The organism is Pseudomonas sp. Pseusp11 (genome assembly GCF_047304405.1).
Lineage (GTDB): Bacteria > Pseudomonadota > Gammaproteobacteria > Pseudomonadales > Pseudomonadaceae > Aquipseudomonas.
This window is the reverse complement of record NZ_JBGLZF010000047.1, coordinates 1-24,088: the sequence shown is the minus strand read 5'-3', so window position 1 is coordinate 24,088 and position 24,088 is coordinate 1. Positions and strand designations below refer to the sequence as shown.

18 protein-coding genes and 3 tRNA genes are annotated in these 24,088 nt (G+C 59.4%); 7 read left to right on the top strand and 14 right to left on the bottom strand.

Annotation, left to right across the window (positions count from 1 at the left end):
* The first annotated feature begins 63 nt into the window (after positions 1–63).
* Positions 64–1,368, top strand: coding sequence for a leucine-rich repeat-containing protein kinase family protein (locus tag ACCC96_RS26105; protein ID WP_413697311.1), 1,305 nt, complete (start codon positions 64–66; stop codon positions 1,366–1,368).
* A 154-nt stretch (positions 1,369–1,522) separates the two neighbouring features.
* Here the strand turns inward: ACCC96_RS26105 and ACCC96_RS26100 are convergent, their stop codons facing one another.
* Positions 1,523–2,227 carry a YebC/PmpR family DNA-binding transcriptional regulator gene (locus tag ACCC96_RS26100; RefSeq protein WP_007940960.1) on the bottom strand — a complete coding sequence of 235 codons (705 nt, stop codon included), beginning with the start codon at positions 2,225–2,227 and terminating at the stop codon, positions 1,523–1,525.
* Positions 2,228–2,458: 231 nt separating this feature from the next.
* On the opposite strand from ACCC96_RS26100, the gene ACCC96_RS26095 reads away from it, so the two are divergent.
* Entirely contained in the window at positions 2,459–3,889 is a 1,431-nt protein-coding gene (locus ACCC96_RS26095; protein ID WP_413697310.1) for a type VI secretion system Vgr family protein, read from the top strand.
* A gap of 105 nt (positions 3,890–3,994) precedes the next feature.
* Here the strand turns inward: ACCC96_RS26095 and ACCC96_RS26090 are convergent, their stop codons facing one another.
* Positions 3,995–4,858 carry a LysR substrate-binding domain-containing protein gene (locus tag ACCC96_RS26090; protein ID WP_413697309.1) on the bottom strand — a complete coding sequence of 288 codons (864 nt, stop codon included), beginning with the start codon at positions 4,856–4,858 and terminating at the stop codon, positions 3,995–3,997.
* A 113-nt stretch (positions 4,859–4,971) separates the two neighbouring features.
* Between ACCC96_RS26090 and ACCC96_RS26085 the strand changes: the two genes are divergently transcribed.
* The 3 genes from ACCC96_RS26085 (at position 4,972) to ACCC96_RS26075 (ending at position 7,694) form a co-directional block, all read left to right on the top strand.
* Positions 4,972–6,081 (top strand): 2-aminoethylphosphonate--pyruvate transaminase, encoded by a 1,110-nt coding sequence (locus ACCC96_RS26085; RefSeq protein ID WP_413697308.1) that lies wholly within the window; start codon positions 4,972–4,974, stop codon positions 6,079–6,081.
* Positions 6,082–6,126: 45 nt separating this feature from the next.
* A complete protein-coding gene (gene phnX / locus ACCC96_RS26080; RefSeq protein WP_019648415.1) occupies positions 6,127–6,954 on the top strand; it encodes a phosphonoacetaldehyde hydrolase in 828 nt (275 codons plus the stop codon).
* A gap of 191 nt (positions 6,955–7,145) precedes the next feature.
* On the top strand, positions 7,146–7,694 hold the full coding sequence (locus tag ACCC96_RS26075; protein ID WP_019648414.1) for a cytochrome b: 549 nt from the start codon (positions 7,146–7,148) through the stop codon (positions 7,692–7,694).
* Here the strand turns inward: ACCC96_RS26075 and ACCC96_RS26070 are convergent.
* Both ACCC96_RS26070 and ACCC96_RS26065 read right to left on the bottom strand, forming a co-directional pair.
* Positions 7,691–8,623 carry a 1-aminocyclopropane-1-carboxylate deaminase/D-cysteine desulfhydrase gene (locus ACCC96_RS26070; protein ID WP_413697307.1) on the bottom strand — a complete coding sequence of 311 codons (933 nt, stop codon included), beginning with the start codon at positions 8,621–8,623 and terminating at the stop codon, positions 7,691–7,693. The two genes, ACCC96_RS26075 and ACCC96_RS26070, sit on opposite strands and share 4 nt — an antisense overlap.
* A 202-nt stretch (positions 8,624–8,825) precedes the next feature.
* A complete protein-coding gene (locus ACCC96_RS26065) occupies positions 8,826–10,865 on the bottom strand; it encodes an FAD-dependent oxidoreductase (protein ID WP_413697306.1) in 2,040 nt (679 codons plus the stop codon).
* 208 nt (positions 10,866–11,073) lie between these two features.
* Here ACCC96_RS26065 and ACCC96_RS26060 point away from each other — a divergent pair, with 208 nt between their 5' ends.
* Positions 11,074–12,204 (top strand): carbon-nitrogen hydrolase family protein, encoded by a 1,131-nt coding sequence (locus tag ACCC96_RS26060; RefSeq protein ID WP_413697305.1) that lies wholly within the window; start codon positions 11,074–11,076, stop codon positions 12,202–12,204.
* Between the two features lie 3 nt (positions 12,205–12,207).
* Complete coding sequence (locus ACCC96_RS26055; protein ID WP_019648410.1) at positions 12,208–13,248, top strand: AraC family transcriptional regulator; 1,041 nt, start codon at positions 12,208–12,210, stop codon at positions 13,246–13,248.
* Positions 13,249–13,600: 352 nt separating this feature from the next.
* Here the strand turns inward: ACCC96_RS26055 and ACCC96_RS26050 are convergent, their stop codons facing one another.
* The 10 genes from ACCC96_RS26050 to ACCC96_RS26005 form a co-directional block, all read right to left on the bottom strand.
* Complete coding sequence (locus ACCC96_RS26050) at positions 13,601–14,446, bottom strand: DUF2242 domain-containing protein (protein ID WP_413697304.1); 846 nt, start codon at positions 14,444–14,446, stop codon at positions 13,601–13,603.
* Positions 14,447–14,728: 282 nt separating this feature from the next.
* Complete coding sequence (locus ACCC96_RS26045; protein ID WP_019648408.1) at positions 14,729–16,600, bottom strand: SurA N-terminal domain-containing protein; 1,872 nt, start codon at positions 16,598–16,600, stop codon at positions 14,729–14,731.
* Positions 16,601–16,702: 102 nt separating this feature from the next.
* Positions 16,703–16,779: transfer RNA gene (locus tag ACCC96_RS26040), tRNA-Asp, on the bottom strand.
* 53 nt (positions 16,780–16,832) lie between these two features.
* On the bottom strand, positions 16,833–17,105 hold the full coding sequence (locus ACCC96_RS26035) for an HU family DNA-binding protein (protein WP_002552737.1): 273 nt from the start codon (positions 17,103–17,105) through the stop codon (positions 16,833–16,835).
* A 151-nt stretch (positions 17,106–17,256) separates the two neighbouring features.
* Positions 17,257–19,653: an endopeptidase La gene (gene lon / locus ACCC96_RS26030; RefSeq protein WP_007940400.1), complete on the bottom strand. Its 2,397-nt coding sequence runs from the start codon at positions 19,651–19,653 to the stop codon at positions 17,257–17,259.
* Between the two features lie 232 nt (positions 19,654–19,885).
* A complete protein-coding gene (gene clpX, locus ACCC96_RS26025) occupies positions 19,886–21,169 on the bottom strand; it encodes an ATP-dependent Clp protease ATP-binding subunit ClpX (RefSeq protein ID WP_019648407.1) in 1,284 nt (427 codons plus the stop codon).
* A gap of 111 nt (positions 21,170–21,280) precedes the next feature.
* Positions 21,281–21,916 carry an ATP-dependent Clp endopeptidase proteolytic subunit ClpP gene (gene clpP, locus ACCC96_RS26020; RefSeq protein WP_007940402.1) on the bottom strand — a complete coding sequence of 212 codons (636 nt, stop codon included), beginning with the start codon at positions 21,914–21,916 and terminating at the stop codon, positions 21,281–21,283.
* A gap of 93 nt (positions 21,917–22,009) precedes the next feature.
* The gene (gene tig, locus ACCC96_RS26015) at positions 22,010–23,320 is read right to left on the bottom strand and encodes a trigger factor (protein ID WP_019580008.1); all 1,311 of its coding nucleotides are present in this window, start codon (positions 23,318–23,320) and stop codon (positions 22,010–22,012) included.
* 400 nt (positions 23,321–23,720) lie between these two features.
* Positions 23,721–23,796 (bottom strand) — tRNA-His (locus tag ACCC96_RS26010).
* A 78-nt stretch (positions 23,797–23,874) separates the two neighbouring features.
* Positions 23,875–23,959, bottom strand: a tRNA-Leu gene (locus ACCC96_RS26005).
* Positions 23,960–24,088 lie beyond the last annotated feature (129 nt).

Below are 24,088 nucleotides of genomic sequence, written 5' to 3'. Positions count from 1 at the left end.
CGCTATCATGTCGCCCATTTCCAGGCCCCCGCGCCTTCCCTCAGATCAATAGCGAACCTGCCTATGCACACCCTCGCACAACTGCGCGCCGGCCAACTGTCGGGTATCACCCGCCTGGACCTGGTCTGTGGCCTGACCGAATTCCCCCGGGAAATCTTCGACCTGGCGGACTCGCTGGAAGTGCTCAACCTCAGCGGCAACGCCTTGCGCAGCCTGCCGGACGATCTGCACCGCCTGACCCGTTTGCGCGTGCTGTTCTGCTCGGACAATCAGTTCACCGAACTGCCCGCCTGCCTCGGCCAGTGTACGGCGCTGACGATGATCGGTTTCAAGGCCAACGCCATCGAACACGTGCCGGCCGCCGCCCTGCCGCCGCTGTTGCGCTGGCTGATCCTGACCGACAACCGCATCACGGATCTGCCCACCGAACTGGGCGAGCGCCCGCACCTGCAAAAACTCATGCTCGCCGGCAACCGGCTACAGCGTTTGCCCGAGAGTCTGAGCCACTGTCATCGACTTGAGCTGATCCGCATTGCCGCCAATCAGCTCACCGAGCTTCCCGAATGGCTGCTGAGCCTGCCGAGCCTGACTTGGCTGGCGTATGCCGGTAACCCATTGGAAACCGAAGCCGATGCGGCCGCACTTGAAGCCACGACGAGCATTCCCTGGTCCGAGCTGAGCCTGGAGCAGAAACTCGGCGAAGGCGCGTCGGGGGTCATTCATCAGGCGTTGTGGGAGCAGACAAAACAGGTCGCGGTAAAACTCTACAAAGGCGAAATGACCAGCGACGGCTCGCCGTTGCACGAAATGAACGCCTGCATCACCGCCGGTATCCACCCCAACCTGATCCGGGTCGAAGGGCAGATCGTCGGGCATCCGCAGGCGCAGGCCGGGCTGGTGATGCAACTGATCGATCCGAGCTACCGCAACCTGGCCAGCCTGCCGAGCCTGGCGTCGTGCTCCCGCGACATCTATGCCGACGACACCCGGTTCAGCGCCGGCGTGGCCATGCGCATCGCCAGTGGCATCGCCTCGGTGGCCGAACACCTGCATCGCCAAGGCATCACCCACGGCGACCTCTATGGCCACAACATTCTGTGGAACGAACATGGCGATTGTCTGTTGGGGGATTTTGGCGCGGCATCTTTCCATGCCACCTCGGACAGCCTTGAAAGCCGCGCGCTGCAACGGATCGAGGTACGGGCGTTCGGGATTTTGCTGGGAGAATTGCTGGAGCGGATCGACTCGGGGTTGAGCGCTGGACAGCGGGTCGCGTTAGAGGATTTACAACAGCGCTGCTGTCAGCCGGATGTGTTGGCACGACCGGGGTTCAGTGAGGTGGTGCGGGAATTGGCCGCGTTCAACTAGCGGCAAAAGTAGAACCTGTGGCGAGGGAGCTTGCTCCCGCTGGGTTGCGAAGCGACCCCAAAAGCGACGGCTGCTGCGCAACTGAACGGGAGCAAGCCCCCTCGCAACAAGCAAGCTCCCTCGCCACAGGTTAAATCACAACGGTCAGAATCGCTTAACCCGCCAACCCGACAAACATGTCTTGCACGTCATCGTGGTTATCGAGGCCTTCGAGGAACGCTTCGACTTCTGCCATCTGCTCGTCGCTCAAGCCGCTCACCGGGTTCTTCGGCTGATAACCCAACTTGGCCGACAACACGGTGAAGCCTTGCTCCGGCAGCGCTTTCTGTACCGCATCCAGGTCCGCAGGGTCGGTCAGGAACAGCGTCGCGCCGTCTTCGCCCGGCTCGAAATCCTGGGCGCCGGCTTCGATCGCGGCCATTTCCGGATCGGCGTCAGGGCTGTCCGGGGACGCCTCAATCATGCCGACGTGGTTAAAGTCCCAGGCCACCGAACCGGAAGCGCCCAACTGGCCCTTGCGGAACGCGACGCGGATTTCAGCGACGGTGCGGTTGATGTTGTCAGTCACGCATTCAACGATCAGCGGCACCTGATGCGGTGCGAACCCTTCATACGTCACGCGATGGTATTGCACGGTTTCGCCGAGCTGGCCGGAGCCTTTCTTGATCGCGCGTTCCAGGGTTTCGCGAGGCATCGAGGCTTTTTTCGCCTGTTCGACCACCAGACGCAGGTGTGCGTTGGTGGCGGTATCGGCACCGTTGCGCGCAGCAATGGTGATTTCCTTCACCAGTTTGCCGAAGATCTTGCCCTTGGCGTTGGCTGCCGCTTCTTTGTGTTTAACCTTCCACTGTGCGCCCATTACTCACTCTCTTGATCTGTGGCGCCGAGACATCTATTGGCCGACGCGTAGCGCAAGTTTATACGGCCTAAAGATGCCAATCGACCAAAAATTCCAACATCTTCAGCCCATGACCGGTCGACATCTTCACCAATGCTTGTAGGGCAATTCTGAAAAGTCGATTTTCGGTGACGCTTCAGGGCTGTGGTTTCGTACCCTCTGCGCCCGTTCTCCAAGGCAGAAGCGCGTTCGATGCACAACGACAAGGAAAGCCCCTACACCCTGACACTCCTCGACGGCGGTTTGAGTTTGCAGGTGTTGCAGTTCAATGGCCGCGAAGGCCTCAACCAGCCCTATCGATTCGACATCGAGGTGATCGGCCTCGCACCGGCGATGAACCTGGACCGGTTGCTGCAACAACCGGCTTTCCTGAGGCTGTCGGCCGACCAAGGCATTCACGGCGTGATCCACAGCGTCAGTCGCGAACATCGCGGCCCGCATCGGGTCGGCTACTCGCTGGTGCTCGTGCCCCACGTTCAACGACTTCAGCTGCACAGTTCGCGTCGGGTATTTCATCGTCTCAGCGTGCCGGCGATCGTGCGTCAGTTGCTGGAGAAGCATCAGCTGCCCGAGCACAGCTATCGCTTCGACCTGACCTGCGGCCACTACCCGCTGCGGCCCTTTTGCATTCAGTACGATGAGAGCGATCTGGCCTTCATGCAGCGGCTGTGTGAAGAAGAAGGCATCCACTTCCACTTCGAACATCAGCATGACGGGCACGTGCTGGTCCTGGCCGATGACAGCCTGAGTTTCCCGCAGGAACCGCTGCTGATGCCGTTCCATGCCGATGTGTTCAACGACCCGCTCTTGCCGGCGATCAGCGAACTGTTCCAGCGCCATGACCCGGCCCCCGCCCCGGCGCAATGGGATGCCAGAAACCGCGGCGCGCACCTGATCGGCGACGGTGCGGCCAACCACCCGTTCGCCATAACAGGCCCGGTTACGGCAAGACCTGCGCCTGAACTACTTCATCGCGAACAGCTCGGCCGCCGCTTGCTGGAACGCCTGCGTTGCCAGCATCGGCAGATCCACGGCCAAAGCACCCAGAATGAGCTACGCAGCGGACGAATCGTACAAGTGGCGCAGCACCCGCTCTCGAGTTTCAACGATCAGTGGCTGCTCACCGACATCCAGCACCAGGGGCAGCAGCCGTCGATTCTCGTCGAAGACAAGCCCGGCCATGACATGGCCCGGCGCTACAGCAATCGTTTCACCGCCATTCCCTGGTCAACGGTATTCAGGCCGGCGCTCAAACAGGTCAGGCCGAGCATCCCGGGCTATCAGACCGCCCGGGTGCTGGGCCCCGTCGGGCAACCGGCGGCACTCGATGAGCAAGGCCGAATACAGGTCTGCTTGTGGCCGAAACCGGGGTTCGAGGCGGATGAGTCCGTTGGACTCTGGCTACCGGTCGCCCTCGCAGCACCGGACGGTCGGATCGATCCGTCCAGGCTGCCCATGGCCGGCACCGAAGTGTTGGTCAGTTTTCTCGACAGCGACCCGGACCGGCCAGTGTTGTGTGCCGGCATGAGCAACCTCCAGCCTTCCCGGCCCGCTCCCGAACCACGCCGCGATGCGCATCTACTGCTCGATTGGCTGATCAACCGCTCGGATCCCATGCCATGATTTTACCGGGACGCTCCCACAGGAATTTATGCTGGCCGCCAACCTTGTGTACGACGCAAAACCTGTGGGAGCGTGGCTTGCCCGCGATAGCCGCGCCGCCGCGCTCTACCCGACGGGCGCCAACCCAAAAAAAGCCTGTATCAAGCGCAAATCCCGCCGCCGCTCCATGCAGCCGATCATGTGCCGATTGACCAGCCCCTCGCCAATGATCGGCACCGCCGCCACCCGTGGGTCGTGGCTGACTTCCACCGACGACACCACGCCCACGCCCAACTCGGCGGCCACTGCCTCGGTCACGGCCTCGCGACTGTCCAGTTCCAGCAACACCCGAGGACTGACCCCGGCTTGAACGCACGCCTCGTCGAACGTGCGCCGGGTAATCGAACTCGGCTCGCGCAACACCATGATCACCTGGTCCAGCGCCTTGAGCGGCAGCCCTTGCGACTTCTGCGCCCACGGATGGCCAACGGGTACCAACGCGCAAATCCTCGACTCGCTCAACCCTTGCAGATGCAACCCTTTGCGCGGCTCGACTTCGGTCAGCACCGCCACGTCGGCATGCTCGGACAGCAACGCCGCGAGGGTTTCCTGGGCATTGCCCAACCGCAGGTTCACGGTGATCCCCGGATAACGCGCACGCAGGCTGGCGAGCATCGGCATGACCATGTGCGGGCCATCCGCCGCCACTTCCAGGCGCCCGGTGAGTAGCTGCCGGTTGGCCTCCAGCATCGCCTGCGCTTCTTCGGCCAGGCCGAACATCGCCCGGGTGATCGCCGCGAGTCTGGTGCCCTCTTCCGTCAGTTCGACGCGCCGCGCGGTGCGGCGCAGCAAGGTGATCTGGTAGTGCTCCTCCAGCGCCTTGATGTGCCCGGTGACCGCCGGTTGGCTGATGAACAGGCGCGCTGCGGCACGAGTGAAGCTGCCCTCGCGGGCCACAGCGTCGAAGGCGCGCAGCTGGAACAGGTTCATGAATAACTCTCGCTGATGGTTGGCATAACAACAAACAATTTGATTGATAGCACTCCGAATTGCAATTTATGCCCCGTAGTTTCATCCCACTGAGCTTTTGCAAGGACACAAGAATGCGTACTGCCGAGCCCATCCTGCTCACTCCCGGCCCATTGACCACATCGCCGCGCACCCGTCAGGCGATGATGGTCGACTGGGGTTCATGGGATGACCGCTTCAACCAACTGACCGCCAGCCTGTGCGAGCAATTGCTGGTGATCATCAACGGCGGCGACAGCCACCACTGCGTGCCCCTGCAAGGCAGCGGCACGTTCGCGGTCGAAGCGGCGATCGGCACGCTGGTGCCTCGGGACGGTAAAGTGCTGGTGCTGATCAACGGCGCCTACGGCAAACGCCTGGCGAAGATCTGCGAAGTGCTCGGCCGTTCGTTCAGCACCTTCGAAACCGCCGAAGACCAACCGACCACCGCCGCCGCCGTCGACCGCCTGCTGCGGGCCGACGCCAGCATCACCCACGTTGCATTGATTCACTGCGAAACCAGCACCGGCATTCTCAACCCGCTGGCGGAAATCGCCCACGTCATCGAGCAGCACGGCAAACGCCTGATCATCGACGCGATGAGCTCGTTTGGTGCGCTGCCGATCAATGCACAACAGGTGCCGTTCGACGCCCTGATCGCCGCCTCGGGTAAATGCCTGGAGGGCGTGCCGGGGATGGGCTTCGTTTTCGCGCGCAAAAAAGCGCTGGCGAACGCCGCCGGCAACTCGCACTCACTGGCGATGGACTTGTTCGATCAGCACGCCTACATGGCCAAAACCGGTCAATGGCGCTTCACCCCGCCGACCCACGTGGTCGCGGCGCTGCACGAAGCCTTGCTGCAATACAACGAAGAAGGTGGTTTGCCGGCCCGGCATCAGCGCTACGCCAACAACTGCCAGGTGCTGCTCGATGACATGGCCAAACTGGGCCTGCGCAGCTTCCTGCCCGCCGCGATCCAGGCGCCGATTATCGTCACGTTCCACGCGCCGAAAGACCCTCGCTATCAGTTCAAGGAATTCTACGAACGGGTCAAGGCCAAGGGTTTCATCCTCTACCCCGGCAAACTGACCCAGGTCGAAACCTTCCGCGTCGGCTGCATCGGCCACGTCAACCAGGCCGAAATGCACGCAGCAGTGGCGGCCGTCGCCGAGGTGCTGAGCGAGATGGAAGTCATCGACATCTGATCCACCACGATCTGGATCACAATTCCCCAAGACAGGATATGAGACATGAACTACAGCAACCCAACCAAACTGCAAGCCGCCATCCTCGACTGGGCCGGCACTGTGGTCGATTTCGGTTCCTTCGCCCCGACGCAGATTTTCGTCGAAGCCTTCGCCGAGTTCGACGTCCAGGTTTCCATCGAAGAAGCCCGTGGGCCGATGGGCATGGGCAAGTGGGACCACATCCGCACCCTGTGCGATCAGCCGTCAGTTGCCGAGCGTTATCGCCAGGTGTTCGGCCGCACGCCGACCGACGATGACGTCACCGCCATCTACCAACGCTTCATGCCGCTGCAAATCGAAAAAATCGCCGAACATTCGGCGCTGATTCCGGGCGCCCTGGACACCATCGCCAACCTGCGCCAACAAGGGATCAAGATCGGCTCGTGCTCCGGCTACCCGAAACAGGTCATGGACAAAGTGGCGGAACTGGCCGCCACCAACGGCTATGTCGCTGATCACGTGGTCGCCACCGACGAAGTGCCCAACGGCCGCCCATGGCCCGCTCAGGCCCTGGCCAATGTGATTGCGCTGGGCATCGACGACGTCGCGGCCTGCGTGAAGATCGACGACACGGTGCCGGGCATTCTCGAAGGTCGCCGTGCCGGCATGTGGACCGTGGCGTTGATCTGCTCCGGTAACGCGCTGGGTCTGGACTACGAAGGTTATCGCGCGCTAAGCAGCGACAAACTGGCCAGCGAACGCAAGCGCATTCATGCCCTGTTCGAAGGCTCGCGACCGCACTACATGATCGACACCATCACCGACTTGCCCGAGGTGATCGCCGACATCAACAAGCGCCTGGCCAACGGCGAAATGCCGCAAACCAACTGATTGCACCTCTCGCCTCATAAAAAAGCGCCAGTTCCTTTGATGGAGCTGGCGCTTTTTTGTGGTCGATCACTTGATTTAGAGCATTGAACGGCCCATTTGCCTCGGGCAAATCCTGCGAAACAGGATTACAGTTAGTGCACGCCGTCGAACAAGAACGGTGACTTCAGACCAGAATTGTGAGGAAACACCGTATGCCCTGGAAGAATTCCGAATCACGCTACAGCACCGTATCGATCGCGTTGCACTGGTTGATGCTGGTTCTGTTAATACTGGTCTACGCCTGTATCGAATTTCGCGGGATCTTTCCCAAAGGCAGTGGCGGCCGAACGCTGATCAAGGAAGCGCACTTCATGCTCGGCCTGACCGTGTTCGCGTTGGTCTGGTTACGGTTGTTCGCCCGCAGCCTCGGGCCAGCGCCGCAGATCTTCCCGGCCTCGCCTCAGTGGCAAAGCGTGCTCGCCAAGCTGATGCACTGGGCACTGTATATTTTCATGATCGCCGTGCCGGTTCTGGGTTGGCTGACTACCAGCGCCGAGGGGCATCGGGTGATGTTCTATGGCGTTGACCTGCCATTGCTGATCGAAGAAAACAAGCCGCTGGCCAAGCAATTCCAGGGCTGGCATGAGCTCGGCGCCACCATCGGTTATTGGCTGATCGGGCTGCACGCCGTGGCCGGGCTTTACCACCACTATGTGGTGCGCGATAACACCCTGCTGCGGATGATGCCTAAACGCGGTTAGTCGCGACCACCTTGTTCGAATCCCCGGCGGCCCTGCAAGCCGCCGGTATGGATGAAGATCAGACGCGTGCCCTGAGGAAATTTACCGGCTTCGACCTGTTGCTTGAGTGCCATGAGCGCTTTGCCGGTGTACAGCGGTTCGAAAAGAATGCCGCTGGCCTGTTCGGTCTGCTCGATGAATGCAAGCAGCTGCGGATCGACCTTGGCAAAACCGCCACGGCTGGCGTCCAGTAGTTCATACAAGGGATCGACCCAACCGGCTTCCTGCACAATCATCTCGACCTGCTGCGCCACGCCATGATCATCGGGCACCGCCAGCGCACCATACACCGGGTGTTCACCCGCCTCGGCCAGCACCAACCCAGCCAAAGTCGTACCCGTTCCGCAAGCCAGCCACCAACCGTCGTAGTTGCTCCAGCCCAGACCACTCAGTTGCTCGCGGGCCTGTGCCACCAGCTGCATGCAGCCCTTCGCCCCACGCAAGCCGCCACCACCTTCCGGCACCGGTTGCAGCTCGGGATACTGCGCCCGCCACGGCTGCCAGAAACCCGGCTCATGCCGCGCTCGATAACCGCCATAACCCAGCCAGTGCAACTGCATGCCGAACGCCTGTAAGTCCTTTACTGTCGGGGTGTCTTGCGGATGCCCGCGCAGCAAACCGACCGTGGTGAAACCGAAGCGCTTGCCCGCCGCCGCCAATGCGTGGAGATGGTTGGAGTGAGCACCGCCCAGGCTGATGATGCCTTGGGCGCCGTTCTGGTCGGCGGCTTTCAGGTGTTCGCTGAGTTTGAACCACTTGTTGCCGCTGATCAGCGGGTCGATCTGGTCCAGACGCAGGATGGCGACGTCGATGCCGGCCGTGGTGAGCCAGTCGAGGTGAAGGGGTTCGAGAGGGGCTTGGGGGAGCCAGTCGGCAGGAGGAAAAAGCATTGATGCGTTACGTTCTGACGAAAAACAGGAGTCTATCAGCCAGCACGAACCCTGTAGCAGCTGCCGAAGGCTGCGTTCGGCTGCGAAGCAGTCGTCAATCCTGACACCTCGGTTTATCTGGAATACCGCGATGGCTGATTTTGCGACTGCTGCGCAGCCGAACGCAGGCTGCGCCAGCTGCTACAAGGGATAGCTGCGAACGTTAGAGTTCAGCCGCCAACCGCGAACCCTGGTTGATCGCACGCTTGGCATCCAGCTCCGCCGCCACGTCCGCGCCGCCGATCAAGTGCACGTTCTGCCCGGCCGCAACCAGACCGTCATGCAACTCGCGCAATGGGTCCTGCCCGGCGCAGATCACGATGTTGTCCACCGGCAGCACCTGCGGTTCGCCGCTTTCGCCAATGCGGATGTGCAAGCCTTCGTCGTCGATCTTCAGGTACTCGACGCTGTTGAGCATTTGCACCTTTTTGTTCTTCAGACCGGTTCGGTGAATCCAGCCAGTGGTCTTGCCCAGGCCATCGCCGACCTTGGAGGTCTTGCGTTGCAGCAGGAACACTTCACGAGCCGGCGCATGCGGCGCAGCCTTGATGCCCGCGACACCGCCACGCGCTTCAAGGTGCGTATCGATGCCCCACTCCTTCCAGAACGCTTCGCGGTCCTGACTGGTGGCCACGCCTTCGTGCACGAGGAATTCCGACACGTCGAAACCGATACCGCCAGCGCCGATTACCGCGACGCGTTTGCCCACCGGTTTACGCTCGAGGATCACGTCCAGGTAGCTCAACACCTTGGCGTGCTCGACACCCGGAATCGCCGGAACCCGTGGCGCGATGCCGGTAGCGAGGATGATTTCGTCGTAACCGCCCTCGACCAGCTGCGCCACGTCCATACGGGTGTTCAGGCACAGCTCGACGTTGCTGGTCTGCAACTTGCGGTTGAAGTAGCGCAGGGTTTCGAAGAACTCTTCCTTGCCCGGCACGCGCTTGGCGATGTTGAACTGGCCGCCGATTTCACTGGCCGAATCGAACAGCGTCACCTGATGACCGCGTTCGGCGGCCACGGTGGCGGCGGACAGCCCCGCAGGACCGGCGCCAACCACGGCGAGTTTCTTGATCTGCTGCACCGGCAGGTAATTGAGTTCGGTTTCATGGCAGGCCCGCGGGTTCACCAGGCAACTGGTCAACTTGCCGCCGAACGTGTGATCCAGGCAAGCCTGGTTGCAACCGATGCAGGTATTGATTTCATCGCCACGGCCGGCCGCCGCCTTGTTGACGAAGTCCGGGTCGGCGAGGAACGGCCGCGCCATCGACACCATGTCGGCATCGCCTTCGGCCAGGATCTGCTCGGCGACTTCCGGGGTGTTGATGCGGTTGGTGGTGATCAGCGGAATACTCACCGAACCACGCAGTTTCGCCGTGACCTTGCTGAACGCTGCACGGGGCACCTTGGTGGCAATGGTCGGAATCCGCGCTTCGTGCCAGCCGATGCCGGTGTTGATGATGGTCGCGCCCGCCTGCTCGATGGCCTTGGCTAACTGCACGATTTCTTCCCAGGTGCTGCCGCCTTCCACCAGGTCGAGCATCGACAGGCGGAAGATAATGATGAAGTTCGGGCCGACCGCTTCGCGCACCCGACGGACGATTTCCACTGGCAGGCGCATGCGGTTTTCGTAGGCGCCGCCCCAGCGGTCAGTGCGATGGTTGGTGTGGGCCGCGAGGAACTGGTTAATGAAATAACCTTCGGAACCCATGATCTCGACACCGTCGTACTCGGCTTTTTGCGCCAGGGTCGAGCAGGTAACGAAATCGCTGATCTGCTTCTCGATGCCTTCCTCGTCCAGCTCTTTAGGCTTGAACGGGTTGATCGGCGCCTGGATCGCGCTCGGCGCCACCTGTTTCGGGCTGTAGGCATAACGCCCGGCATGCAGAATCTGCATGCAGATCTTGCCGCCCGCCTCGTGCACCGCGCGGGTGACGATCCGGTGTTTGAGCGCTTCTTCCTCGGTGGTCAGCTTGGCGGCGCCGGAGTAAACCCCGCCCTCATCATTGGGGCCGATACCACCGGTGACCATCAGGCCTACGCCGCCACGGGCACGCTCGGCGAAGTACGCGGCCATGCGTTCGAAACCGCCGGGTTTTTCCTCGAGGCCCGTGTGCATCGAACCCATCAGGGTACGGTTGCGCAACGTGGTAAAACCCAGGTCCAGCGGGGCCAACAGGTGCGGGTAATGAGCGGCGGCCATCGGTAACTCCACATCGAACGATCACGGAAAATTTGCAGGAGCTCTTCGGCCCCCGTCAGTCATGTTCGACAGACTAAGAGTCGCACCGCTGTCACTCAATGACCGTAACTGACAACTTATTGATCCAAATGCGCAGCGCCCCTTGGCAAGCGCAGGCATGGGCCCTACCCTAGTCGCGAACCCTGCACACGGCCGCTGACTGTTTTCCATGCGCAAACTTCTGTACCTGACCCTCTCCATGGCGTTGATCGCCGTTCTGACGACCTACGCGATGTGGGCCGCGGACCGTCCGGTGGGTCATTACCTGTCGGACCTGCGCATCAATCTTGCGGTCGATCAGGGCACGCCCGCCGATCGTGGCAATCTGCTGGGCATCCAGCCCGAACTGTTCCCCACCGACTATCAAAGCCCTGAACGCCTGCGCCGCAAGCTCGCGGCCTATTTGCAGAAGGCCCAGGACCAGGGCCTGCTGAATGAAAAAACCATCGTCGTACTGCCTGAACATATCGGCACCTGGCTGATGGTCAGCGGCGAGAAAGACGAGCTGTACCAGGCCACCACCCTCAAGGAAGCCTTGAACTGGCTGGCGGTGAGCAACCCGCTGCAGTTCATCCGCGCCCTGATCACCGCCGAAGGCAGCAACCGTCTCGACGACGCGCACTTGCGGATGAAAGCCAAACGCATGGCCAAGGATTACCAGGCGCTGTTCGGTGGCCTGGCGAAAGAATTCCACGTGACCCTGGTGGCCGGTTCCATCGTGCTGCCCGAGCCGAGCGTCAGCGACGGCACCCTGCACATCGGCCACGGCGCGCTGTACAACAGCAGCGTGGTGTTCGGTCGCGACGGCCTGCCAATCGGCCAGCCCCAGCGACAAGTGCACCCGACGTTCGCTGGACGTGGCACGCTCCAAGGCAATTCCGATCATCCGGTCAACGTCGTCGACACCCCGGCCGGACGCCTCGGCGTGCTGATCGGCAGCGACAGCTGGTACCCCGACAACTACCGCAAACTTGACGACCAAGGCGCGCAACTGGTGGCGGTCCCGGCGTTCGTCGTCGGGCGTGGGTCCTGGGATCAACCGTGGCGCGGCTATAAAGGCCTGCCCGCGCCGGGCTCTGTCAGCCTCAAGGCCGGCGAACTCAGCGAAGGTCAGGCCTGGCAGCGGCTGACGCTGACCGCCCAACCACCGGCCAGCCAGAGCATCGCCGGCATGAGCGTGTTCCTGCGTGGTCAGTTCTGGGACAAGAGCAGCGCCGGTCAAAGCTTCCTCAGCAGCAACGGGCAGCATTTCGCCGACGGCGATGCCCGCGGCGCGCAATTGCTGAACCTCTGGTTGTAAGCGATGAAACCGCAGCCGATGCGCCTCGGGGATCTGTCGGTGGGCTTCGTCCATAGCCTGGCCGACGCCGTGCGCAGCCATGGCCTGGACCCACAACCGTTGCTGGAACAGTACGGCCTCGACGCCGCGCGACTGGCTGAAGCCGGCGCCCGCCTGTCGATCCCGCGCTACATGCGCCTGGGCCACGGCGCCATTCAACTGACCGACGACCCGGCGCTGGGTTTGCGCATGGGCCAGCTCAGTCGCCTGAGTCAGGCCGGCCTCGCCGGCGTCACCGCCGCCCAGGCCCCCACCGTGCGCGAAGCGGCGCGCTGCCTGATTCGTTTCGAAGCGCTGTACGGCTCCAACTATCGCGGCCAGTCGAGCTTTCACGAAGACGCCCAAGGCGCCTGGCTGCGGTTCTATTCGATCAGCCCCTACAACGCCTACAACCGCTTCGTGGTGGACTCGATCATCGCTGGCTGGTTGCAGCAATTGTCCAGCGTGAGCCCTGCCCCGCTGCGCGCCGAACGAATCGAGATCGAATTTGACGCTCCGGATTACCGTGATGCCTATGCCGTACTCGGCGACTGTCCGATCCAGTTTGGCGCCGAACAGAATCAACTGCGCCTGAGCCTGGATAGCCTCGCCCAGCGCAACCCGGAGCACTGCCCGAGCACCTGGCGGCACCTGCTGCAACTGTGTGAACGGGAACTTGAGCAACTGACACGTACCCGCAGCCTGCGTGAACGCATCACTCAGTTGCTGGGCCCGTTGCTCAATGGTGGCCGGGAACCCGACCTGGAAGAAGTGGCGGCACGCCTGAAGCTGCCAACCTGGACCTTGCGCCGCAAACTCGCCGAGGAAGGCACGCAATTTCGTGCAATTCTCAACGATACACGCCGCGACCTGGCCATGACCTACATCCGCGACACTGAACTGGCGTTCGGCGAAATCGCCTACCTGCTGGGGTTTGCCTCAGCCGAAGCCTTTCAGCGCGCCTTCAAACGCTGGAATGGCCAGACGCCCGGCGAGTTTCGCCGCAGTCATCGTCAATCCGCGTAATTGTAATTACAGCTCAGTAGCGTCTTCGGCCGGTTCCAGTGGGTCCAGTTCAAACGCCTGATACTCGAGCAGTTCTTCTTGATAATCGTCCATTATTAAACCCCCATCGCTTGTTGAAAAAACCGTCTGAATAAATGACCAGCACCCCGAGCATAAAGTGCCCGCATGAAAGAAAAATGACGCTGGCACGACACTACGTCGCTACTGAATAAAACGTAGCAGGTGGTCAGGAATTTATCACTGGATTTTTCGATACGGGCTGTGGGAAAACAGCCCGACTTGATGTGGATCAGTCTTGAAAGACGTTACGGGAGCGGTATCGTCTGACCCGCCCCCATAACAAGCAAGCCCATTACTGGCCGGAGACAGGTATCGCCGAAATCGGCTCGGTTGGCGGCGGCAGAGTGCTCGAGTCCGCTACTGGAGTGACCGTTTCCGTGGACGACGTCGGCTCGGTGCTCTTGGTCGGGGTAATCGGCGCGGTTTCAGCAGGCGGCGCAACAGGCTGCGAAGTGGCAGGCGCGGCGGCAGGTGCGGGCTCGGCTGCCGGCGCTGGCGCAGGTTCTGCCGCCGGTGCCGGGGTTGGCGCCAACTGAGCCGGTGCAGCCTTGGCTTCAGGCACCCCAAGTTCGGTTTTCGGCTTCTCGACGATGTGCGCGGCCTTCTTCGCTTCCGGCGGCAGGAACAATTCGACCAGAGTAAAGAAGCGTTCATAGAACTTGGCCGAAGACACGGTTTCGCTGGCGACCTTGACCATCGAATCGTCAGACGAGCCGATCGGCATCGATACCGACCCCAACACGCCGACGCCGAGGCTGGCGGAGTTGTTGGTCTTTTTCAGCGCATAGCGGTCCTGCAGGGCGTTGGCGAACATGGTCGCATGATGCCCCTCGCTGCCGTCATCGGCGCAGACCACACTGAAGCTGATCTCCATATGGGTTTCGCCGGTCTGCTGGAAGCTCTTGTGTCCACTGACCAGTTTCGGATCGCTGCTGGTGATGATGTAACCCTGGCTGAGCAAGGCCCGACGGGCGGCTTCGCAGGTTTGTGCATCGGTCACCGGGTAGCTGCGCGAAAACGTCCCGGAGTCGTCGAAGTTCTCATGCTCATAGACAGCGGCTTTCTTCGACGAACAACCGGCAGCGGCGGCCAGCACCAAGGCCAGCCCGACAACACGCATGGGAATTGATTTAAACATTGAACATCCTGAGAAAAACGGTTCGGGGCGTATTGTGCAACAGATCGATGCTTAGCGGAGTATCGATTGTGTCTAAAAAAGGCTACAGACTCATTGACCGTGATATCAGGAGAAAGTCCCGCCGGAGCAAAAATCAAAAGATCGCAGCCTGCGGCAGCGCCTAAAGATGACCGCGATCCCCTGAAAGCGCTAGCGCAGGCTGCGATCTTTTCGTGTCCCCCATAAAAAAAACCCCAACCTTTCGGCTGGGGTCCTTTATGTCGCGCAAAGCTCAGTCAGGCATCAGAAACGCTTGATCTCAGCTTCACGCTCCAGCAGCTTGCGGTAGGCCGCGAAGTCTTGCTGGCCAATGCGCGAGGCGAGGAAGCGACGGTATTGAGCCTTCTCTTCTTCGGTCGGCGCAGCGCCTTCATTCACGCCGTTCAGACGCACGACCACCAGGCTACCATCGGCCAGGGTCACGCTGCTGAAGGTCGGCTTGTCCTTGGAGACTGGCTTGGGCATGCGGAACAACGCTTGCAGCACGGTTGGGTCGACCCCTTCCTGAGCGCGAGTCGCGGTTGCAGTGACTTTCCAGTTCTGACCATCGATCGCCTTGTCCAGTGCGGTCTTGCCATCACGCAAGCTGGCGATCAGTTGATCGGCCTTGGTCTTGGCAGCGGCACTGGCGTGCTCCTTGGTCAATTGCACGCGGATGCTGGCAGCCACGCTTTCCAGCGGCAGTTGCTCAGGCTTGCGGTGCTCCTTGGCGCGCAGCACGATCACGGTTTCCGGATCCAGCTCGATGGCGGTGCTGTTGGCACCCTCATCCAGGACTTCAGGACTGAATGCAGCGGTCACCACGGCACGATTGGCCGCAACGCCTTCGCCACCTTCACGGCCGAATGGCGCGGACGTGTGAACGGTCAGCTTCAGGTCTTGTGCCGGCTGGGCCAGATCAGAGGACTCGAACGAGGAGTCTTCCAATTGCTTGGTCGCTTCGACGAAACGCTGCTCGACTTGCTGGGTTTTCAACTCGCGGGTCAGCTTGTCTTTCAGGCTGGCGAACGTTGGCACTTCAGGCGCTTCGACACCCAACAGTTTGATCAGGTGGAAACCGAAGTCAGTGCGAACCGGCTCCGAGACCTGATCCTTGGCCAACGAATACAGGGCTTTTTCAAACGCTGGATCGTAGACGCCCGGACCGGCAAAACCGAGGTCACCGCCGTTGTTCGCCGAACCTGGATCCTGGGAGAACTCCTTGGCCAGGGCCTCGAAACTCTCGCCTTTGGCCAGGCGCGCCTGAACTTCTTCGATCTTGGCCTTGGCTTGCGCCTCGGTCACCTTGTCGTTCACTTCGATCAGAATGTGCGCAGCCCGGCGTTGCTCGGACAGGTTCGCGGTTTCTTTCTGATACGCCGCTTGCAAGTCTTCGTCCTTGACGCTGACCTGATCGAAGAAGGATGCCTTCTTCAATTCAAGGTAATCGATGACCACCTGATCCGGCGTCATGAACTCCTTGGCGTGTTCGTCGTAGTAGGCCTTGACCTCATCGTCGGTCAGTTTCACTGCCGCCGGGTCTGCCTTGATGTTCACGGTGGCGAAATCGCGGGTCTGTTTTTCCAGACGGGCGAAGGCCAACACCTGTGCATCGGTGACGAAACCGCTACCGGCCAGGCCAGCGCGCAGCTGACCGATCAGCATTTCCTGAGCCAGCATCTGACGGAATTGCAGACGGCTGTAGCCCAGTTGACGGATCACCTGGTCGAAACGCTCGGGGCTGAACTTGCCGTTCACCTGGAATTCAGGCGTTTGCAGGATCACCTGATCCAAAGCAGCTTCGGAGAAAGCGAATTTCGATTTTTCTGCGCCTTGCAGCAGCAGTTTGCGATCGATCAAGCCTTTGAGGGCCGATTCGCGCAGCATTTTTTCGTCGAGCAAGGAAGCATCGAAATCCTTGCCCAGCTGTTGCATGAGCTGACGGCGTTGCATATCGACCGCCTGGCTCAGCTCGTTCTGGCTGATTTCTTCGCCGTTGACCTTGGCCGCGTCATTTTTGTGCGTCGTGGCCTTGAAAATAGCGTCGAAACCGGTCAAAGCCATCAGTGCAACGATGACCCCGATAATGGTCTTGGCAATCCAGCCTTGTGAATTGTCCCTGATATTCTGCAGCATGCGTCCCCCAGAAACGGTTGAACTTCAAAATTAGGCAACCGTGGAGCGTGGGTAGAATCCGGATAGAAGAAAGGCGCATCCGAGGATGCGCCTTCTCGTAACTGGCGGAGCGGACGGGACTCGAACCCGCGACCCCCGGCGTGACAGGCCGGTATTCTAACCGACTGAACTACCGCTCCGCTGCCAAGTCAGGAATGACCCCGACCCGGATAGGCAAAAACCTGAATCGAACTTAGTTGACAGCTTCTTTCAGTGCTTTACCGGCTTTGAAACCTGGCTTTTTGGCTGCTGCGATTTCCAGCGTCTTACCGGTCTGTGGGTTACGACCGATGCGAGCTGGACGATCAGTCACGGAGAAAGTACCGAAACCAACCAGAACAACAGAATCACCAGCCTTGAGAGCGCCAGTGACGGATTCGATTACAGCGTCCAGCGCACGGCCAGCAGCAGCTTTCGGGATATCAGCGGATGCAGCGATAGCATCAATCAGTTCCGACTTGTTCACTCTAAGTCCCCTTATATCTATTTGAGTTTGATTCTAAGTTTTTTGGTGAAAGCAAAAAAAACGAGTGCTGAATGGCCTACAGACACTTAAGAGCCGCTTTATAACAAGGGCTCTAAAAAACTGTCAAGGAAGCCCCCCAGGCAAATGCGTACTAATGCGTGCTAATTCTTTCCTTAGAGTCAGACTCGCGTTTGTCATCCTTTGCAACGATCTCCGGAACCACATCCGGTAAGGGTTCCGGCGCGTATTGCAGCGCAATTTGCAGGACCTCGTCAATCCATTTAACGGGTTTAATCTGTAGATCTTGCTTGATGTTGTCAGGAATTTCCTTCAGATCGCGTACGTTCTCTTCAGGAATGATCACCGTCTTGATTCCGCCACGGTGAGCAGCCAGCAGTTTTTCCTTCAAGCCACCGATCGCCAGCACCTGACCACGCAAGGTGATTTCGCCGGTCATGGCGACGTCCGCTCTTACAGGAATGCCAGTCAATGCCGACACCAGGGCCGTGCACATGCCTACACCGGCGCTAGGGCCGTCTTTCGGGGTCGCCCCTTCAGGCATGTGGATATGCGTGTCGCGCTTCTCGTGGAAGTCCAGGGGAATCCCCAGGCTCTTCGCACGGCTGCGGACAACGGTCAGGGCTGCGGTGATCGATTCGACCATCACGTCACCCAGAGAACCGGTCTTGATCAATTGGCCTTTACCCGGCACGACTGCGGCTTCGATGGTCAGCAATTCGCCGCCCACCTGGGTCCACGCCAGGCCGGTGACCTGACCGATCTGATCCTGCTGTTCAGCCAGGCCGTAACGGAATTTACGCACGCCCAGGAAGTGTTCCAGCATCTCGGCAGTCACCTTCACCGAGAAGCGTTTTTCCAGAGCATGCTCTTTGACCGCCTTGCGGCAAACCTTGGCAATCTGGCGCTCCAGCCCACGTACACCGGCTTCGCGGGTGTAGTAGCGGATGATGTCGCGGATCGCTTCGGCGTCGAATTCCAGCTCGCCTTTCTTCAGGCCGTTGGCAGCAATCTGCTTGGGCGAAAGGTATTTGACGGCGATGTTGATCTTCTCGTCTTCGGTGTAACCCGGCAGACGAATCACTTCCATCCGGTCCAGCAGCGCCGGTGGAATATTCATCGAGTTGGAGGTGCACAGGAACATCACATCGGACAGGTCGTAGTCGACTTCCAGATAGTGATCGTTGAAGTTGTGGTTTTGCTCGGGGTCGAGCACTTCCAGCAACGCCGACGCCGGATCGCCACGCATGTCGCTGCCCATTTTGTCGATTTCATCGAGCAGGAACAGCGGGTTGCGGACGCCCACCTTTGTCATCTTTTGAATCAATCTTCCTGGCATCGAACCGATATAAGTCCGGCGATGACCACGAATTTCCGCCTCATCACGCACGCCACCGAGGGCCATGCGGACGAATTTGCGGTTGGTGGCATGCGCAATCGACTCCGCCAGAGAGGTTTTACCCACCCCTGGAGGACCGACCAGGCACAATACCGGGCCGCGAATCTTCTTCACGCGCTTCTGCACGGCGAGGTATTCGAGGATCCGCTCTTTGACTTCTTCCAGACCGTAGTGGTCGGCGTCGAGAATGTCTTCGGCACGGGCCAGGTCCAGGCGCACTTTGCTCTGGGCTTTCCATGGCACTTGAACCAGCCAGTCGATGTACGAACGCACCACGGTCGCTTCCGCGGACATTGGCGACATTTGCTTCAGCTTGTTCAGTTCGGCCTGAGCCTTGGCCAACGCATCTTTCGGCAGACCGGCGGCATCGATGCGCTTTTTCAGCTCTTCGATTTCGTTGTGGCCTTCGTCGCTGTCACCCAGCTCTTTCTGAATGGCCTTCATCTGCTCATTCAGGTAGTACTCGCGCTGGCTGCGCTCCATTTGCTTCTTAACGCGGCCGCGAATGCGCTTTTCGACTTGCAGCAGATCGATCTCGGCATCCAGCAACGCCAGAACGTGCTCGACCCGGGCCGACAAATCGATGATTTCGAGGATTTCCTGCTTCTGCTCGATCTTCAGGGCCATGTGCGCGGCCATGGTGTCGACCAGGCGACCTGGCTCGTCGATGCTGTTGAGCGACGACAGGACTTCAGCGGGGACTTTCTTGCCCAGCTGCACATATTGTTCGAACTGAGCCAGCAGGCTGCGGACAAACACTTCCGATTCGCGCTCAGGGGCTTCGGTTTCGTCAATCAGCGAGACTTCGGCACGGCAGTGGCCGTCGACTTCGCTGAAGCGCTCCACGGCGCCCCGCTGCTCGCCTTCGACAAGAACCTTGACGGTGCCGTCAGGCAGCTTGAGCAGCTGCAGAACGGTAGCAATGGTGCCTACGCGATAAAGTGCTTCTTCACCGGGATCGTCGTCAGCAGGATTCCGCTGAGCCAGCAGAAGGATCTGCTTGTCGCCCGTCATCGCTGCCTCGAGAGCTTCGATGGATTTCTCGCGCCCCACGAACAGCGGGATAACCATGTGCGGATAAACCACGACATCACGCAATGGCAGGAGAGGCAATTCGATGGTCGTCTTCATGATTTCGCCTCTACGGCGGCCATAAGGCCGTAAACAGATGGAAGTAAGCTTGAAACCAAGATGGGGGCTGTTTTCAAAAAAAACAAGCGGATAAAAGAATCACTTAAAAAATCAGAGCTTACGGTAGCGCCCGTATTTATCCCGGCGCATCCAGAAATTCAGGTTAGCTGCCCCGTCTCCCACAATAGCAAAGGGGCCCGAAGGCCCCTTCTTTATTCCAGCAGTGTGACGCTTAAGCGTCTGGCGCTGCCTTGGCAGTCGGCTCACTGTTCTCATAGAGATACAGAGGCTTGGACTTGCCTTCTATAACGCTTTCGTCGATCACTACTTTACTCACCTCGGACTGCGAGGGGATTTCATACATAGTGTCGAGCAATACACCTTCGAGAATCGAGCGCAGGCCACGGGCACCGGTTTTGCGTTCCAGGGCACGTTTGGCGACCGATTTCAGCGCGTCGGCCCGGAATTCCAGGTCCACGCCTTCCATCTCGAACAGCTTGGCATACTGCTTGGTCAGAGCATTTTTGGGCTCGGTGAGAATCTGCATCAGCGCAGCCTCATCAAGCTCGTCCAGCGTGGCAAGTACCGGCAGACGACCGACGAATTCCGGGATCAGACCGAACTTGACCAGATCGTCAGGCTCGACTTCACGCAGGGATTCACCGACTTTCTTGCCTTCTTCCTTGCTGCGCACTTCTGCGCTGAAACCGATGCCACCCTTGGTGGAACGGTTTTGAATAACCTTTTCCAGACCGGAGAACGCACCGCCGCAGATGAACAAGATGTTACGGGTGTCGACCTGAAGGAATTCCTGCTGCGGATGCTTGCGACCACCTTGAGGCGGAACGGAAGCGACCGTGCCTTCGATCAACTTGAGCAGGGCCTGCTGCACGCCTTCACCGGAAACGTCCCGGGTGATCGACGGGTTGTCAGACTTGCGCGAGATCTTGTCGATCTCATCGATGTAGACAATGCCCATCTGGGCTTTTTCTACGTCGTAATCGCACTTCTGCAGCAGTTTCTGAATGATGTTCTCGACATCTTCCCCCACGTAACCTGCCTCGGTGAGGGTGGTTGCGTCGGCGATAGTGAACGGAACGTTCAGCAAGCGGGCCAGGGTTTCGGCCAGCAGGGTTTTACCCGAGCCTGTCGGGCCGATCAGCAGGATGTTGCTCTTGCCGAGTTCGACGTCGTCATTCTTTTTGTCACGCTGGTTCAGACGTTTGTAGTGGTTGTACACCGCTACAGCCAGAACCTTTTTCGCGCGCTCCTGACCAATCACGTACTGATCGAGGATGCCGCTGATTTCTTTAGGCGAAGGCAATTTATGCGCGCTGCTTTCGGCCTGGGCTTCCTGCACCTCCTCGCGGATGATGTCATTGCACAGGTCGACGCACTCGTCGCAGATAAAGACCGAGGGGCCGGCAATCAATTTGCGCACTTCATGCTGGCTTTTGCCACAGAAGGAGCAATAGAGCAGCTTGCCGTTGTCCTCGCCGTTGCGGGTGTCAGTCATTCGTTCGATCCAAATCCGATAGGCTTGCAACACAAGATGAAGGCTATTGCGGGCTTTTTCAAGCCCGCTGGTGTCGGACCTGCCGACCAAGCCTGTTTTGGGCTGCTTATTTTAAACAGGGCGCTGGCTGATCACTTCGTCGATCAAGCCGTACTCACGCGCAGCTTCTGCACTCATGAAATTATCGCGATTGGTATCGCGCTCGATTTCTTCAAGAGTGCGACCGCTATGCGCGGCCATCAGCGTGTTGAGACGCTCGCGGATAAACAGGATCTCCTTGGCATGGATTTCGATATCCGACGCCTGCCCCTGGAAACCGCCCAGTGGCTGGTGAATCATCACACGCGAGTTCGGCAGGCAGTAACGCTTGCCGGGGGCACCGGCGGTCAGCAGAAATGCGCCCATGCTGCATGCCTGACCGATACAGGTGGTCGACACGTTTGGCTTGATGAACTGCATGGTGTCGTAGATCGACATGCCCGCCGTTACCGAACCGCCCGGGGAGTTGATATAGAGATGGATGTCCTTGTCCGGGTTTTCCGCTTCAAGGAACAGCAGTTGCGCACAAATCAGGTTAGCCATGTAGTCCTCTACCGGACCAACCAGAAAGATCACTCGCTCCTTGAGAAGACGCGAGTAAATATCATAGGCGCGCTCGCCACGAGCAGACTGCTCGACAACCATCGGGACCAGGCCGCCTGCGGCCTGGATATCTGAGTTCTGCTGAATATACGAATTACGGAACATGCTCTGCAGTCACTCCCAAATAGTTATGTCTTGAATACGCATAAGCCAGCACGAAGGCTGGCTTATGGTGTGTGCTTCTTACCGCAAAAACGATCAGTCGGCTTGTGGAGCTTCTACCGGCTTGACTGCTTCTTCGTAAGAGACCGATTTGTCGGTCACGCTAGCTTTCTGCAGAACAGTATCCACAACTTGCTCTTCCAGCACAACCGAACGGACTTCGTTCAGTTGCTGGTCGTTCTTGTAGTACCAGGACACAACCTGCTCAGGCTCTTGGTAGGCCGAAGCCATTTCCTGAATCATCTCGCGAACGCGGGCTTCGTCAGGCTTGAGGTCGAATTGCTTGACCACTTCAGCCACGATCAGACCCAGCACGACGCGGCGCTTGGCTTGCTCTTCGAACAGCTCGGCCGGCAGTTGGTCAGGCTTGATGTTGCCACCGAACTGCTGAACAGCCTGCACGCGCAGACGGTCGACTTCGTTGGACAGCAGAGCCTTGGGCACTTCGATCGGGTTGGTGGCCAGCAGACCGTCCATCACCTGATTCTTGACCTTGGATTTGATCGCCTGACGCAGTTCGCGCTCCATGTTCTTGCGAACTTCGGTGCGGAAGCCTTCCAGACCGGTTTCCTTGATGCCGAATTGAGCGAAGAACTCTTCGGTCAGCTCTGGCAGTTTAGGCTCGGAAACAGTGTTCACGGTCACGGTGAACTCAGCAGTTTTGCCTGCCAGGTCGAGGTTCTGGTAGTCCTCTGGGAAGGTCAGGTTCAGAACGCGCTCTTCGCCGGCTTTAGCGCCAACCAGACCGTCTTCGAAACCAGGGATCATGCGGCCGGAACCCAGCACCAGCTGAGTACCCTTGGCAGAACCGCCTGCGAACACTTCACCGTCGACCTTGCCGACGAAATCGATGTTCAGCTGGTCTTCGTTCTGGGCAGCGCGATCGGCCACTTCAAAACGGGTGTTCTGCTTGCGCAGGACTTCCAGCATCTTGTCCAGATCGGCGTCAGCCACTTCGGCGCTCAGGCGCTCGACGGTGATGCCTTCGAAACCGGCAACGGTGAACTCAGGGAACACTTCGAATACAGCTACGTATTCCAGGTCCTTGCCCGCTTCCAGGGTTTTAGGTTCGATCGAAGGCGAACCAGCCGGGTTCAGCTTCTGCTCGACGACAGCTTCGTAGAAGGAAGACTGGATCACGTCGCCCACAGCTTCTTGACGCGCATCAGCCCCGAAACGCTGACGGATCACGCTCATTGGCACTTTGCCTGGACGGAAGCCAGCGATCTTGGCCTTTTGGGCAGTCTGCTGCAGACGCTTGTTGACCTGAGTCTCGATGCGCTCAGCCGGCACGGTGATGCTCATGCGGCGCTCAAGAGCAGAAGTATTTTCAACAGAAACTTGCATGGATATTCCTCGTTGCACAGACGTTAGCCGGCCGTTTCCGACCCCAGAATCAAGGGCATGCATTCTAGTGGGTCAAACTCAAGAAGTCACCCTACTGAAAACGGGTAAAAAAACAGCAGGCAATTTATAGGCGGGGACAAACGGTTGTGCCTCGCCCTGTTAGCAAATACAGCCAATCAAGCCAGGGCTCTGCACCCACCTTCCTATATATAGAAGGATTCGGCAATCCGTCCCTGACAGCCAACCCCGCGAGGGGATCGGCGGGCAAATCGAGCATCATCGAGAAACATAAATACGACGAAGCGACCTGCCCCTGCGGCCCACAACCTGCAGCCGCCGACACTCAAACCACTGAAACAAAAAAGGCGCCAGACTGTTAAATCTGGCGCCTTTCGGAATATGGGGTGGACGATGGGGATCGAACCCACGACAACGGGAGTCACAATCCCGTGCTCTACCAACTGAGCTACGCCCACCATATTGCGTGACAAAGAAGCCAAACAACTTCTTTGTTGTGCCCCAATCAAGCCAAGTGGCATGAGTGAAGCTTTATTTGGTGCGGATGAAGAGACTCGAACTCTTACGCCTCGCGGCGCTGGAACCTAAATCCAGTGTGTCTACCAATTCCACCACATCCGCAGTTGAAGCTGTTAAAGCAAAGGCGCCAGACTGTTAATCTGGCGCCTTTCGAAATATGGGGTGGACGATGGGGATCGAACCCACGACAACGGGAGTCACAATCCCGTGCTCTACCAACTGAGCTACGCC